Origin of the sequence: Flavobacterium algoritolerans, assembly GCF_030010385.1 — a bacterium.
Classification (GTDB): Bacteria; Bacteroidota; Bacteroidia; order Flavobacteriales; family Flavobacteriaceae; genus Flavobacterium; species Flavobacterium algoritolerans.
On record NZ_JASCRZ010000001.1, the window covers coordinates 811,162 to 823,569 of the forward strand.

General features: G+C 33.7%; 13 protein-coding genes. 7 read left to right on the top strand and 6 right to left on the bottom strand.

Going from position 1 to position 12,408, the window contains the following annotated elements; translation table 11 throughout:
- Positions 1-28: 28 nt before the first annotated feature.
- A complete protein-coding gene (locus QLS65_RS03490) occupies positions 29-712 on the top strand; it encodes a ComF family protein (RefSeq protein WP_282711024.1) in 684 nt (227 codons plus the stop codon).
- A 284-nt stretch (positions 713-996) separates the two neighbouring features.
- Positions 997-1,605, top strand: a complete 609-nt coding sequence (locus QLS65_RS03495; protein WP_282715237.1) for a superoxide dismutase — start codon at positions 997-999, stop codon at positions 1,603-1,605.
- 299 nt (positions 1,606-1,904) lie between these two features.
- Here QLS65_RS03495 and QLS65_RS03500 read toward each other — a convergent pair whose 3' ends face one another.
- The 4 genes from QLS65_RS03500 to QLS65_RS03515 form a co-directional block, all read right to left on the bottom strand.
- Positions 1,905-3,803, bottom strand: a complete 1,899-nt coding sequence (locus QLS65_RS03500) for an amidophosphoribosyltransferase (protein WP_099714135.1) — start codon at positions 3,801-3,803, stop codon at positions 1,905-1,907.
- 131 nt (positions 3,804-3,934) lie between these two features.
- The gene (locus tag QLS65_RS03505) at positions 3,935-4,858 is read right to left on the bottom strand and encodes a PfkB family carbohydrate kinase (RefSeq protein ID WP_282711026.1); all 924 of its coding nucleotides are present in this window, start codon (positions 4,856-4,858) and stop codon (positions 3,935-3,937) included.
- Positions 4,859-5,020: 162 nt separating this feature from the next.
- A complete protein-coding gene (locus QLS65_RS03510; protein WP_282711028.1) occupies positions 5,021-5,536 on the bottom strand; it encodes an ankyrin repeat domain-containing protein in 516 nt (171 codons plus the stop codon).
- A 55-nt stretch (positions 5,537-5,591) separates the two neighbouring features.
- Positions 5,592-7,115 (bottom strand): catalase, encoded by a 1,524-nt coding sequence (locus tag QLS65_RS03515; protein WP_282715239.1) that lies wholly within the window; start codon positions 7,113-7,115, stop codon positions 5,592-5,594.
- A gap of 100 nt (positions 7,116-7,215) precedes the next feature.
- Here QLS65_RS03515 and QLS65_RS03520 point away from each other — a divergent pair, with 100 nt between their 5' ends.
- Positions 7,216-8,154: a hydrogen peroxide-inducible genes activator gene (locus QLS65_RS03520; RefSeq protein WP_282711030.1), complete on the top strand. Its 939-nt coding sequence runs from the start codon at positions 7,216-7,218 to the stop codon at positions 8,152-8,154.
- A 3-nt stretch (positions 8,155-8,157) separates the two neighbouring features.
- Here QLS65_RS03520 and rnhA read toward each other — a convergent pair whose 3' ends face one another.
- Positions 8,158-8,631 (bottom strand): ribonuclease HI, encoded by a 474-nt coding sequence (gene rnhA, locus QLS65_RS03525; protein ID WP_282711031.1) that lies wholly within the window; start codon positions 8,629-8,631, stop codon positions 8,158-8,160.
- A gap of 2 nt (positions 8,632-8,633) precedes the next feature.
- Positions 8,634-9,203 carry a phosphoribosylglycinamide formyltransferase gene (gene purN, locus QLS65_RS03530; RefSeq protein WP_282711032.1) on the bottom strand — a complete coding sequence of 190 codons (570 nt, stop codon included), beginning with the start codon at positions 9,201-9,203 and terminating at the stop codon, positions 8,634-8,636.
- A gap of 176 nt (positions 9,204-9,379) precedes the next feature.
- Between purN and QLS65_RS03535 the strand changes: the two genes are divergently transcribed.
- From QLS65_RS03535 to QLS65_RS03550, 4 genes are all read left to right on the top strand, one after another.
- Positions 9,380-9,616, top strand: coding sequence for an acyl carrier protein (locus tag QLS65_RS03535; protein WP_007137004.1), 237 nt, complete (start codon positions 9,380-9,382; stop codon positions 9,614-9,616).
- Positions 9,617-9,797: 181 nt separating this feature from the next.
- Positions 9,798-11,051 (top strand): beta-ketoacyl-ACP synthase II, encoded by a 1,254-nt coding sequence (gene fabF / locus QLS65_RS03540; protein ID WP_099714131.1) that lies wholly within the window; start codon positions 9,798-9,800, stop codon positions 11,049-11,051.
- 9 nt (positions 11,052-11,060) lie between these two features.
- Complete coding sequence (locus QLS65_RS03545; RefSeq protein WP_282715242.1) at positions 11,061-11,801, top strand: ribonuclease III family protein; 741 nt, start codon at positions 11,061-11,063, stop codon at positions 11,799-11,801.
- A gap of 114 nt (positions 11,802-11,915) precedes the next feature.
- Complete coding sequence (locus tag QLS65_RS03550; protein WP_282711047.1) at positions 11,916-12,404, top strand: IPExxxVDY family protein; 489 nt, start codon at positions 11,916-11,918, stop codon at positions 12,402-12,404.
- The last annotated feature ends 4 nt before the right edge of the window (positions 12,405-12,408 follow it).

The following is a 12,408-nucleotide window of genomic DNA, read 5'->3' on the forward strand; positions in this document are numbered from 1 at the left end:
CTATTTTTATAAATAAATCCCTGATTACATGTTTGAAAGCATTATTAATCTCTTTTTTCCAAAAGTCTGTTCCGGTTGCAGCTCGTTTTTATTGTCTAATGAAAATGTGATTTGTACGGTTTGCAGACACGAAATTCCATTGACGAACCATCACTTGAATCCAGAGAATGATGCTTTCAAAAAGTTTTATGGGCGAATTCCCGTACTTCATACATCGGCATTATTTTATTTTCATAAAAAAGGAATTGTACAGGAGCTCATTCATAATTTAAAATACAAAGGGCATGAAGAAATAGGTGCAATTCTTGGCGAATGGTACGCAGAAGATTTAAAAACCATCAAATTATTACAATCTGCAGATGAAATTATTCCGGTTCCATTGCATCGAAGAAAACTAAAAGAAAGAGGATACAATCAAGTTACTGCTTTTGGAACAGCACTTTCTTCGAGTTTAAATATCGATTATAATGATTCGCTTTTGATTCGGAATGTGTATTCAAAAACGCAATCCAAGAAAAACTTATTAGGAAGAACAGAAGGAATTGAAAGCACTTTTGATGTTTCCTTTACTGAAAAAGACCACAATAAACATTTCCTTTTAATTGACGACGTTATTACAACAGGATCAACATTGGAAGCTTGTTCGCGCGCCTTACTAAAAATTCCCGGTTCAAAAATTAGTATTGTTTGTATGGCAATGGCGCAATCATAATTTGGATATTTCGGCTACAAAACTGGTAATTTAAACAGAATGGTAATTTAAAGCACAGCCGTTTTTAGCCCTGATTAAAGTGGAAATCCTTTTTATGCGCTTTTTCGGCGGATAAAAAGATTATAACGGAAAGCAGGAAATAGCTCCTGAAAACAAGTCTGTTACAATCCCAAAGAGCACACTATCAATTAATTTAATGAAATTATAACGAAATAGAATTTCCGTTTCCAAAGTTTAATGTTTAAATTTGAATAAATATTTATAAATCATTAAACAATCATATTATGGCTTTTGAATTACCACAATTACCTTATGCGTACGACGCATTAGAACCTTATATTGATGCGCGCACGATGGAAATTCATCATACGAAACATCACAACGCTTACATTACCAACGTGAACGCTGCAATTGCAGGGACGGATATGGAAGGTAAGACGATTGAAAATATTTTGATTAATCTTGATATGAAAAACATGCCAGTTCGTAACAACGGTGGTGGTTTTTACAATCACAACTTGTATTGGACTGTAATGACACCGAACGGTGGCGGACTTCCAACTGGAGATGTATTGGCTGCTATTGAAGCTGCTTTTGGAACTTTTGAAGAGTTTAAGGCAAGTTTCAGCAAAGCTGGAGCAACACAATTTGGTTCTGGATGGGCTTGGCTTTGTGTGCATAAAGGAGGAAAAGTAGATGTTTGTGGAACTCCAAACCAAGACAATCCATTAATGCCAGGTGTAGGTTGTGGCGGAACTCCAATTTTAGGAATGGATGTTTGGGAACATGCTTATTATTTGCATTATCAAAACAGAAGGCCAGATTATATTGAAGCTTTTTTCAATGTAATTAACTGGACTGAAGTGTCTAGAAGATACGCTTTAGAGAAATAAAAAGAGAATCAGATGAAAGAATAAAGACTTCAAAATTACTGCTGTTTTTTTCTTATTTCTTTTATCTTAAAACAAAAAGCGCCGATTTCTACGTTTAGAAATCGGCGCTTTTTTATATCATTTTTTCACTTTATTCCAATAAAAAAGGTGGAATCTCTTCCACCCTTTTTGCCCCAAATCTACCATAAACTTAACCTACTAATGTTATGGTGATTCAAATTTATGCTAGTTCTTAGTTATCACCAAATAAATTAGATGAACAACTTAGAAAACCGATTAAAAACTCATAAACTCAATTATTAGTATGCCCTAGCATCTTTTCCTTCATAGAAATTCATAAATGCTCGGTTTACTACTCGGTTTCCTCCTGGCGTAGGATAATCTCCGGTAAAGTACCAATCGCCTAAATTTTTTGGACAAGCAATATGCAAATCTTCTACGGTTTGGAAAATAATTTTCACCTCGGCTTTTATCTCCGGAGAACTCAACATTTGTGCAATTTTATCTGAAATCTCTTGAGGTTGAAAAGGTGCATATATTGCCGTAACGTAATTTACGACTTCGATGTCCTTAAAGTTTTCCTGTGCTTTACATTTCAGATATACTTCGTCAACAATATGATATAAATTTCTTTCTTTAAGTAATTCTAATGCTGCTTTAAAAGCTACTAAACCTTCTAATTTAGCCATATCAATTCCGTAACAATCCGGGTAGCGTATTTGTGGTGCCGATGAAACGATAACTATTCGCTTTGGATTCAAACGATCCATCATTTTTATAATACTCATTTTCAAGGTAGTACCTCGAACAATACTATCATCTATAATTACCAAATTATCCGTTGGCTTTATAACACCATACGTCACATCGTATACGTGAGCCACTAAATCATCACGGCTACTATCTTCTGTAATAAAGGTTCTTAATTTAGCATCTTTGATGGCTACTTTTTCGGTACGTATTTTCACCGAAAGCAATTCTTGCAATGATTCCTTTGTTAAGGTATTTCTATTCTGAAGAATGTAATTATTCTTTCTTTGATTCAAGAAATCCTGTGCCGCTTCAACCAATCCGTAAAATGAAGTTTCAGCTGTATTTGGAATATAAGAGAAAACGGTATTGTCTGTATCTTCGTCTATTGACTCTAAAACGGCAGGTAAAATAAGTTTTCCTAAATTTTTTCTTTCTTGATATATTTCGGCATCACTTCCTCTGGAGAAATAAATTCGTTCAAAAGAACATGCTTTTTTAACCGTTGGCGGAAGAATTTCCTGCATAGAAACCGTTCCATTTTTTTTGATGATTAATGCATTTCCAGGTTCTATTTCTTGTACTTTTTCGAAAGGAACATTAAAAACAGTTTGGATTACCGGTCTTTCTGAAGCCACTACCACTATTTCATCATCTTGATAAAAATAAGCGGGACGAATTCCTGCCGGATCTCTAAATACAAATGAATCTCCGTGTCCTAAAAGTCCTGCCATAGCATAACCTCCATCTAAATTTTTAGACGCACGAGTCAAAATTTTAGCAACATCTAGCTTTTCAGCAATTACAGGTGATGCTTCTCTTTTTGTCAACCCATTAATTTTACATTCTTGGTACAAATCAGTTACTGCACCATCCAGAAAATGACCAATCTTTTCCATTACGGTAACTGTATCCGCCATTTCTTTTGGATGCTGACCTAGTTCAACCAAACTTTGAAAAAGCTCTTTAACATTCGTCATGTTAAAGTTTCCTGCCAAAATCAAGTTCCTATGCATCCAATTGTTCTGACGCAAAAAAGGATGAACACTTTCAATGCTGTTTTTACCAAAGGTTCCATAACGAACGTGTCCTAAAAATAATTCACCTAAATAAGGAATCTTCTGTTTTTGCAAAGCAACATTGTCAGCATATTCTGGATGAGAAGCCATTTCCTCATTTATTCTGTCGTTTATTTGGGCAAAAACATCTTGAATGGGTTGTGCATGATTCGAACGTACTCTACTGATGTAACGTTCTCCTGGCTCTACATCTAATTTTATGCTTGCAAAACCTGCTCCGTCCTGCCCGCGATTGTGCTGCTTTTCCATAAGAAGATACATTTTTTGTATTCCGTAGAAAGCAGTTCCGTATTTCTCTTTATAAAATTCAAGCGGTTTGAGTAGTCTAATTAAGGCTATACCACACTCGTGTTTTAAAGCATCGCTCATTGTAAGGTTGTTTGTGTTGTTGTGTTATTCTAAAAATAAATTGAACTGATTTAAAAAAAATCGATAAATCAGATGTAATTCCCTGCTAATTTTATTTAACAAAAAAACCTCGTTTCCGAGGTTTCAGTGCATTATAATTCTATGTCGAATTGTGTCAGTGATTTGAATTGTTGTAATCTGGACACAACTTCCTCTTTATCTAAATTGACCATCCTTTCTGTTCCAAATTTCTCCACGCTAAATGAAGCTAAGTTCGAACCGTATATAACGGCATTTTTCATGTTCTCAAAAGAGATGTTTTCGCTTTGCGTTATAAATCCGGCAAATCCGCCTGCAAAAGTATCTCCAGCTCCTGTTGGATCAAAAACTTCTTCTAATGGTAATGCTGGGGCAAAAAACACTTCTTTTTTATGAAACAAAAGTGCACCGTGCTCTCCTTTTTTTATCACCACATATTCTGGTCCCATTTCATGAATTTTAGCAGCTGCTTTTACTAAAGAATACTCTCCGGAAAGCTGTCTTGCTTCTTCATCATTAATAGTGATTACATCAATACGTTTCATTACATCAAGTAATTCCGGTAAAGCACAATCCATCCAAAAATTCATAGTATCTAAAACTACTAATTTTGGTTTGCTTTCCATTTGATCCAAAACACTGCTTTGTACCAATGGATGTAAGTTTCCTAACATTACTACATCAGCATTTTTAAAATTTTGAGGAACTCTTGGTTGAAAATCACCCAAAACATTAAGTTCCGTTGCCAGAGTATCTCTTGAATTCAAATCATTATGATAAAGACCACTCCAGAAAAACGTTTTTCCCCCTTTAACAACCTCAAGCCCCGAAATGTCAATGTTTCTTGCTGTTAATAAATCTAAATATTCTTGTGGAAAATCATCGCCAACTACAGAAACTATGGCAGATTGTAAATTAAAAAAAGAAGCCGAAAGTCCTATATAAGGCGCAGCTCCACCTAAAATTTTATCAGTTTTGCCAAAAGGCGTTTCTATGGCATCAAAAGCAACGCTTCCTACAATCAATAATTTATTCATTTTCTCTGTTTCGAATTAAGGCGCAAAGATAGTTTATAAGTTGTAAAGTTGCAATGGGTCTAAATTGTAAAATTTTACTAATTTAGACAGTAGCTATTTAACAATATATATCTTAAACAAAAAAATTATTGATTAAAATTTAAAGATTTAATCAAAATATCTTTATTTTAATAAAAAAATAATAGCTTCATTTTCTTGGTTCACGGCATAGTCCAAAGCTGTTTTTCCAAAAATATCAATTTGATGCGTATTAATGCTATATTTCAACAAAATTTCAACACATTTTACCTGACCAAAGGTGGCTGCAAAAAATAAGGCATTAGCATTATTATTATTCACTAAGTCAGCACTGGCTTTGTTTATCAACAATAATTCTGCTAAGGCAGAATACCCTTTAAAACATGCGCCCATTAGAGCTGAATTACCGGAAGAATCCTGAATATCTAAATTCGCTTTTTGCGAAATCAAATACGCTGCAACATCATAATTATTATTGTAAACAGAAAGAGTAAGCAAACTGTAACCTGAAGAATTTAATACGTTTATATCTTTTCCTTCCTTTACAAAGTTTTCAATCGTTTTTAAATCATTCGTTCTAGCGGCTTCAAAAACAGCTGTGTTTTGCGCATTCAAAAACCCCGAAATCAAAATCCATAGTGTCCAAATTATTTTTTTCATGTTTCCAAATTATAAGTAAAGGAGCGCTAAAAAACGCTCCTTATACTAAGTTTTGCTATTGCATCATTAAAGATTCTAGCTCTTTACGATCCATATTAAGCTCTTTTGCTAAACGCATTCCGTATTCTCTATCTGCTTGATAAAAATGAGCAATCATTTTAGCAACAATCACTTTGTTTTTCACTTGTTTTAAAGCACCTGATAAATTAAAGATTAACGCATCTTGGTCTTTTTTGGAAAAAGATCGATACAAATCTCCCGCTTGTCCAAAATCATTTGGTTTAGAAATTTTTGCCTGTGCTGTTGTTATATTTGCAAATTGCGATTTTGAATACTTAAATTTTGCATCATCCTTCACTTCTGGTTTATTTGTTGAAGGCTGATAGTTCACATCGCCTGTTTCAGGACGTATCGACAAATATCCGTTTTGATTGTAGGTAGTCACTTCATTTTTAGGCATATTTACTGGAATTTGTTGAAAATTCCCTCCTAAACGATGGCGTTGTGTATCAGAATACGAGAACAATCTCCCTTGTAATAATTTATCTTCTGAAGGCTCAATTCCTGGGACAAAAATTGCTGGTGAAAAAGCTGCTTGCTCTATTTGTTGAAAATAATTGGAAGGATTTTGATTCAATGTCATCGTCCCCACTTTAATTAGTTTAGCGATTTTTTCTGGCCAAATTTTAGTAGGATCAACAGCATTAAAATCTAAAGCCAAGAAATCTTCTTTTTTCAACATTTGAACATACAAATCCCATTTTGGGAAATTCCCTTTTTCAATTTCATTACGTAAATCTAAAGTTGCATGTTCAATTTGTGTGGATTGAATTGCATTGGCTTCTGCTTGTGATAAATTACGCACTTCTTGTTGTGGAACCCATTTGTATTTTACGTAGGTAACTTCGCCTTTAGCATTTACCCACTTGTAAGCATGTACTCCATTGCCTTCCATTTGACGAAAATTTGCTGGAATTCCATAATCAGAAAACACCCAAGTCAACATATGAGTTGATTCTGGTACATTTGAAAAGAAATCGAAGACTCTATTCGGATCTGATGCGCCATTTGTTATTGGAGAAGGCTTAAACGCATGAACCATATCTGGAAACTTCATCGCATCACGGATAAAGAAAACAGGCAAATTATTTCCTACTAAATCATAATTTCCCTGTTCTGTATAAAATTTAACAGCAAAACCACGTGGATCACGGTAAGTTTCAGGAGAACCGGCTTGATGCGTTACAGTTGAAAACCGAACCAATAGAGATGTTTTTTTACCCGCTTTGTTTAAGAAATCCGCCATCGTAACGTCAGAAAAATCAGAAGTAGCAACAAATTCTCCAAAAGCACCAGTACCACGGGCATGAACCACTCTTTCCGGGATACGTTCCCTATCAAAGGCTGCTAATTTTTCAATCAAATGAATATCTTCTAACAAGACTTGTCCGTCCTGACCTATCGTTTTTGAATTTTGGTTATCTCCTACCGGAGCTCCAGAATTTGTTGTCAAGGTTTGACCAAATGTTAGCTGGGTTATCACTATCGCTAATGATAATACGAGTGCTTTTTGTTTCATAAAACTATTTTTAATTTATTTATCGTTGCAAAAATATCGACAAAAAACATATTGACATAACTGAAAGTTTATATCTTTGTCATTGACAACATCTATATATATGAACATTCAACAATTAGAATATATAATTGCAGTAGATCGATTAAAAAATTTTACAAAAGCTGCCGAATATTGCAATGTTACACAAGCAACATTAAGCACGATGGTCAAAAAATTAGAGGAAGAGCTTGAAATAATTATTTTTGATCGAAAGAAAAACCCAACTGCCACTACCGAAATTGGGATGGAAACTATTGAAAATGCAAAAAAAGTTGTTCTCCACAGCCAGCTGTTAAAAGAAAATGCCAAGAAGATTAATGGGAAAATTGAAGGGAAAATTAAAATTGGAATCATACCCACAATCGCAAACTCTTTACTGCCAAAAATTATAAAACCTATTTTAGAAAACTATCCTAATTTAAAACTGGAAATATCAGAATTAACTACTAGCTCTATTACTAGCCAACTGAAAGAAGGGCAACTTGATATGGGAATTGTTGCAACACCTTTAAATGATACTGAAATTGAGGACATCGTTTTATTTTATGAAACTTTAATGGTTTATGGTGATATTGATCCTGTGCAAAACTACATTTTACCAGATGAAATTAGAAATCATAAAATCTGGCTTTTAGAAGAAGGTCATTGTCTTAGAGAGCAATTTATTAAACTATGCTCATTAAAGACTAAAGACAAAATGGTTGAAAATTTAAAATTTGAAGCCAGTTCTTTTGATACTTTATTGAATATGATCGACGAATTTGGCGGATTAACCTTGATTCCGGAGTTGTATTACAAAACCCTTTCCTCAGAAAGAAAGAAACAAGTCAGCTTTTTTAATGCTCCTATCCCAGTCCGCGAAATGAGCATTATTTATCATCGCCCCTATGCAAAAATCAGAACAATTGAAGCCTTAGCCAAAATCATCCACAGTACAATAAACAAAGATTTAATTTCGAATAAATATAAAAAAAACGAATTAGCAATCACTCAGATTTAATAATTACTCATCCATACTTTCGTAAAAAGCATCGACCGAAAGTTTCTTTTGCGTCGAAGCCATAACGGCCAAGGCATCACATCTTTCGTTTTGAACATGGTTATTGTGACCTTTTATCCATTTGAAACTGACTTTGTGTTTTCTATAAACAACTAGAAAACGTTTCCATAAATCGGAATTTTTCCTATCCACAAATCCTTTTTTCTCCCAACCCAAAACCCACTTTTTCTCAACGGAATCTACTACATATTTAGAATCAGAAACCACTAAAACTCGAGTATTGGGATTTTTCAATTTTTCAAGACCAACAATTACCGCAAGCAATTCCATTCTATTATTAGTGGTATGACGAAAACCCTCATAGAATTCTTTCTTATATGGTTTTCCTACCCATTCCATAACCACACCATAACCACCTGGGCCTGGATTCCCTTTAGCTGCGCCATCAGTATATATATGTACGTCGTGAATATTCAAAATTACAAGCTATTTGTTATGAGTTTTTCAATTACTTCAGGAAAATATTTTTGCTCCAATTCATGAATTTTTTCAGCAACTTCTTCTGGAGTTTCGTCTCCTGACAAAACTACATTTTTTTGAAAAAGAATATTTCCTTCATCATAATTTTCATTTACAAAATGAATAGTAATACCCGTTTCTCTTTCTTTATTCCCAACAATTGCTCTGTGTATGTGCATCCCATACATCCCTTTTCCGCCATACTTTGGCAACAATGCCGGATGAATATTTATGATCTTATGAGGGTAGACTGTAATGATATTTTCAGGAAATTTTAATAAAAATCCTGCCAAAACAATCATATCAGGTTGGATTTCATTTATTTTTTGTAATACAATCCCTTCAATTAATTCTTCTTTTGAGAAAATAACTGACGGAACTCCATAGTTTTTTGCTCTTTCAATCACTTGAGCACTTTGGTTATTTGTAAACACCGCTTCGACAGTTCCGATTTCTGTTTTTGCAAAATACTTTATGATATTTTCAGCATTAGTACCCGATCCAGAAGCAAAAACCACAATTTTTTTCATAACCTATCCTATTTTAATTGCACAAAAAAAGGCATAAAAATTGAAAATAAATAACATTGCGACAGCTTTGTTAAAATAAATTTCATAAATTAGATGTCACATTTATTAACTTATTCGTTGTTTTAAAATAAAGTTTTTTATTTTTGCCAACAAATTAAATTCTAAAATTAAAGATTATGTCAGACATTGCATCAAGAGTAAAAGCGATTATCGTAGACAAATTAGGTGTTGACGAAAACGAAGTTGTAACAGAAGCAAGCTTCACTAATGATTTAGGAGCTGACTCATTAGACACTGTTGAGCTTATTATGGAATTCGAAAAAGAATTTGACATTCAAATTCCAGACGATCAAGCAGAAAACATCGCTACTGTAGGTCAAGCAATCTCTTACATCGAGGAAGCTAAAAAATAATAAATTACACACCCGTTTGCAATCTTGCATACGGGTGTTATTATTTTTTTTAAAATTAAATTCGAGATTGGATTTCAATCAAAAATATATTTATTGTAATACCCATGGCTCTTTCCTAATAGCAATACAGTAAAGAAAGCATGGGTTTTATTTGTTTAAAGATAACAAAAATAAAGAATTTATGGTATTAAGACGAGTTGTTGTAACAGGTTTAGGCGCTCTTACACCCATTGGAAATAACATTGAAGAGTATTGGAACGGACTTATTAACGGCGTTAGTGGAGCTGCTCCAATCACTTATTTTGACGCTTCAAAATTTAAAACTCAATTTGCATGCGAATTGAAAAATTTTAATGCTGAAGATTTCTTAGACAGAAAAGAGGCCAGAAAAATGGACCGCTATGCACAATACGCAATGGTATCATCAGACGAAGCTGTAAATGATGCCGGTTTCAATTTTGAAAAACTAGATAAAGACAGAGTTGGTGTAATATGGGGATCAGGAATTGGAGGATTAGAAACTTTTCAAATAGAGGTTCTTAATTTTGCTGCTGGTGACGGTACCCCAAAATTTAATCCTTTTTTCATTCCTAAAATGATTGCCGATATAGCTGGTGGTCATATTTCAATAAAATATGGCTTTAGAGGTCCGAATTTTACAACTGTTTCTGCTTGTGCTTCTTCTACTAATGCCATTATTGATGCTTTCAATTATATTAGATTAGGTCATGCAGATGCTATGGTAACCGGAGGTTCAGAAGCCGCTGTAACTATCGCAGGTATGGGTGGATTCAATGCTATGCATGCTTTATCAACGAGAAATGACGATCCAAAAACAGCTTCCAGACCTATGGATAAAGACCGTGATGGATTTGTTTTAGGAGAAGGTGCTGGCGCTCTAGTTCTTGAAGAATACGAACATGCAATTGCTCGTGGCGCAAAAATATATTGTGAAATTGGCGGTGGTGGTATGTCAGCAGATGCTCATCATATAACCGCTCCCCATCCTGATGGATTGGGTGCAAAAAACGTAATGCTAAACTGCTTGAGAGACGCAGGCTTAAAACCAACCGATGTTGACGGAGTAAACATGCACGGAACGTCAACACCTCTTGGTGATATGGCTGAATCTAAAGCTATACTTCACGTTTTTGGCGAACATGCTTATACAATGAATCTAAATTCAACTAAATCAATGACTGGTCATTTACTTGGCGCAGCAGGTGCTGTTGAAACAATTTCTTCTATTCTTTCCATGAAACATGGAATTGTGCCACCTACAATAAATCATTTTACAAATGATGAAAGCATTGATGCTAAATTAAATTTTACTTTCAACAAAGCTCAAAAAAGAGAAATGAATGTTGTTATGAGTAATACTTTTGGTTTTGGCGGTCACAATGCTTGTGTATTAGTAAAAAAATTAGAAATCTAATACTTATATATGCGTATAATCAGAAAAATATTTTCAAAATCCCGTTCTCCAGAAGACGGGATTTTTTTTGATTCTATTCAGAAAATCTTGGGTTTTAACCCAATAAACTTAGATTATTACAAGAAAGCCTTTACACATCGCTCCTCAAATCGCTTGGATGTTTTAGGAAATCCAATTAATTATGAACGATTAGAGTTTTTAGGTGACGCCATGTTAAGCTCCGTAATTGCAGCACATTTATTTAGCAAAGCGCCCGCTGGAGATGAAGGCTACCTAACCAAAATGCGTTCAAAAATTGTAAGCAGAGAACATTTGAACGAATTAGGAAAAGACCTAAACTTAGTACAATATATTGAAAGCAAAGTACCGATACAGCATTTTGGAGAAAACATACATGGCAATATTTTTGAATCACTCGTAGGAGCAATTTACTTGGATAGAGGGTATATTTATTGTGAAAAATTCATTCAAAAAAGAGTTGTTGTTCCTTACGTAGACATCGCAAGACTCGAAGGAAAAGTAATTAGTTATAAAAGTTTGGTAATAGAATGGTGCCAAAAAGAAAAGAAAATATTTCATTATGATATTTTCGAAGATAACGCAATTGACGGGCAACGTTTGTTTGGCGTAAAACTAAGTATTGATGACAAAGTGATTGCAAGAGCAAGAGCAACCTCAAAGAAGAAGGCAGAAGAAAAAGCGTCCCAACGCGCTTATTTTGCATTTCAAGAAAAAATGGACCGAAAATAATATCAATTTTCATAAAACTATAACGTTTTCGTTCATAAATTAACAAAAACATCTTATTTTGAGAGGTCTAAGCTTCAATAGAAATACTATATTTACATCTTATTTTTTCATGAAATGGCAATTCATAAATTGGATCTTGGCGAATTTGACGAAATAGATTACTATCTCATCGCAATTCATACTTCATTAGAAGACTATAGATTGGCCTATTTTATTAATCAAAAGCTGCCTATAAATTTGAGTAAAAGCAAAAATGAAATTCAAATTAATATAAAAGAAGGAGAAACAAATTTTTCGAGATTCTATTATAATGACGCCGAAAAAGAGGTCTCTTGGAATTTGATTCAAAATAAAAGTGAAGTAATTCAATATAAAAAGGGAAGTACTCAAAATTTATTTTCAAATGTAACAATGGAAGTTTCAACAAAAGTTTTTTTGCTTCCAGAATTTAGAAAAGTAGATTACTTTTTAAAAATAGAAAATAATGAGGATACTATGAATGTATCAAAAATACAGATACTATTAAATACCATAGATAACGTATCAACAGTTTATACAGTAGATACAAATCAAATAAAATCAAAAAACAATTTAATTTTTTAATACA

Excerpts from the sequence above, each read along its gene's own strand:
- QLS65_RS03490 (WP_282711024.1), top strand. The coding sequence starts at position 29 with ATGTTTGAAAGCATTATTAATCTCTTTTTTCCAAAAGTCTGTTCCGGT.
- QLS65_RS03510 (WP_282711028.1), bottom strand. The coding sequence starts at position 5,536 with ATGAAAAAAATAATTTGGACACTATGGATTTTGATTTCGGGGTTTTTG.
- fabF (WP_099714131.1), top strand. The coding sequence starts at position 9,798 with ATGGTATTAAGACGAGTTGTTGTAACAGGTTTAGGCGCTCTTACACCC.
- QLS65_RS03495 (WP_282715237.1), top strand. The coding sequence starts at position 997 with ATGGCTTTTGAATTACCACAATTACCTTATGCGTACGACGCATTAGAA.
- purN (WP_282711032.1), bottom strand. The coding sequence starts at position 9,203 with ATGAAAAAAATTGTGGTTTTTGCTTCTGGATCGGGTACTAATGCTGAA.
- QLS65_RS03505 (WP_282711026.1), bottom strand. The coding sequence starts at position 4,858 with ATGAATAAATTATTGATTGTAGGAAGCGTTGCTTTTGATGCCATAGAA.
- QLS65_RS03515 (WP_282715239.1), bottom strand. The coding sequence starts at position 7,115 with ATGAAACAAAAAGCACTCGTATTATCATTAGCGATAGTGATAACCCAG.
- QLS65_RS03545 (WP_282715242.1), top strand. The coding sequence starts at position 11,061 with ATGCGTATAATCAGAAAAATATTTTCAAAATCCCGTTCTCCAGAAGAC.
- QLS65_RS03520 (WP_282711030.1), top strand. The coding sequence starts at position 7,216 with ATGAACATTCAACAATTAGAATATATAATTGCAGTAGATCGATTAAAA.
- QLS65_RS03550 (WP_282711047.1), top strand. The coding sequence starts at position 11,916 with ATGGCAATTCATAAATTGGATCTTGGCGAATTTGACGAAATAGATTAC.
- QLS65_RS03500 (WP_099714135.1), bottom strand. The coding sequence starts at position 3,803 with ATGAGCGATGCTTTAAAACACGAGTGTGGTATAGCCTTAATTAGACTA.
- QLS65_RS03535 (WP_007137004.1), top strand. The coding sequence starts at position 9,380 with ATGTCAGACATTGCATCAAGAGTAAAAGCGATTATCGTAGACAAATTA.